We start from the raw sequence: 1,760 nt of genomic DNA, 5'->3' as shown, positions 1-1,760 counted from the left end.
GCAAGACCCCGCCCAAATTCGCGCGCTTCTGCGAGAGCTTGAGCCGGGATCTCCTGCGCAGCGGCTTCCAGACGAACGCGCCGAGAACCGCCACCGCGCTTCGGCTGCTCGCGAACGACCAGGCCGGCATGCACCTCAAGGGCACGATCGGCTGGTCGGGCGGATTGCCCAAGCTCGGCATCGTCCGCGAGATCGAGCGCACGGTGAAAAACGGACAGGCTCTCGGCGCCGAAGACCGGGCCAACGCCGCCAGGCTCATCGCGCTGGTTTGCGATACGCAGTACTACAAAAACAGGACCGGACCGGAAAAGACCGATCCACCACTGATCGTTTCGCTGAAGGCGCTTGCCGGGGCCGGCCAGCAGGACAGTTTCTTTGCGCGCATGCGGGCCAATCCGCCGGCAAAACTTCCCCACCTGCGCTACACGCCGCCGCCGTCCGACAAGGCGGAATTTTGGGACGACGTGCTGACGGAACTGGCGCCGATGTTCGAGGACATCCGCGCCTACGCCGGCGACAGGACGGTGCATAACTGGCTGACCGACCGACAGGCGTTCGCCGCCCGTTTCGGCTCCGGCGATGGCAGTGCCGCCTTCAGGTTCGGCTGGTGGGCGCGCGACACCAAGGGCGAGGAAGGTTTTCACAAGGACTACAACAACCATCTCAGTCGCATGCTGAGCGAGGAAAAACCCGAATGGCGACAGCTCGCGACCGCCGCGCAAATGGCGATGCTGCGCGCCGTGGGGCCGAGCTTCGATCGGGGTTGGCCGCAGGACTTCACGAGGGCCGGCACGCGGGTCGAAGCGTTCGAATTCGGCGGCGGGGACCCTGACGGCAGCCTGCTCAACCAAATGGTTGCCGCGGGCGATGGCGCGCCGGGGACGACCTGGCTGAAGGATTGCGAACGCAAGATCGCAGCCCTTGGGCACGACGCGGTGGCCGACGGTTTCAGGCAGTGGCTCAAACCGCTCTGCGAACTGGCGCTGCCGGAGATCGAGCGCGACGTCTATATCGGCCTCGAAGCCTACAGCCTGGTGTTCAGCCCGCAGAATGCATCGGTGTTTCCGACACCGCTGCCGGAACGGGAGTCGGCGGGTTACGAGGCGGCGGTGCGGCAGTCCGCGCTGAAGGCGATCTGCGCGATACCGGGCCTGCTGTTCCAGCGTGCGGCCGGGGACTATGTACCCTGGCAATTTGATCTTGGCCGACTGCACGGCGAATTGTCGCCCGACAATGTCGCGGTAGCACGCGGCATTGGCTTGGCCCTGTCCCGCCTGCCGGCCGACAAGGCGCTCCCGCTGCTGGAATCGCTGGCAGGCGCGACGCTGATCAAGACAGGGCATCACGGACGTACCGTGCGTTCGCAAAAGACAGGGGCGGCCTGCGTCTGGTCGCTCGGCCAGCTGGGCACCGCGGACGCGGCCTATGCGCTTGGGCGCCTTCGCCGCAGGATCGACGACAAAGTGGTGATCAAGTCGATCGACAAGGCGCTGGAAGCGGCGGGCAGCAAGCTCGGCCTGTCGGGCGACGACATGCAGGAAATCGCCATGGCCGAGTACGGCATCGGCGATGGCGGGCTTGGTGTCGAGGAACTGGGCGGCGTTCGCGTCGAGTTGCGCGTTGTCTCGTCGGCCAAGGCCGAGTTGCGCAGCATCGACGCCAAGGGTAAGTCGAGCCGCGGCATCGCCAAGGATTTCAAGGCGGCACCCGGCGGTAGCGAAATGGCGGGCGAGTTGGAAGATGCGGCGGAGGACCTCGCG

1 protein-coding gene is annotated in these 1,760 nt (G+C 66.1%); it reads left to right on the top strand.

Going from position 1 to position 1,760, the window contains the following annotated elements; translation table 11 throughout:
* Positions 1 to 38: 38 nt before the first annotated feature.
* Positions 39 to 1,760 (top strand): hypothetical protein (locus EN742_RS33990; protein ID WP_148670482.1); only part of this gene is annotated, 1,722 nt, incomplete at its 3' end.

It is taken from the genome of Mesorhizobium sp. M4A.F.Ca.ET.020.02.1.1, from assembly GCF_004022645.1.
GTDB lineage: Bacteria > Pseudomonadota > Alphaproteobacteria > Rhizobiales > Rhizobiaceae > Mesorhizobium.
This window is presented reverse-complemented; position numbering and strand designations above follow the sequence as displayed.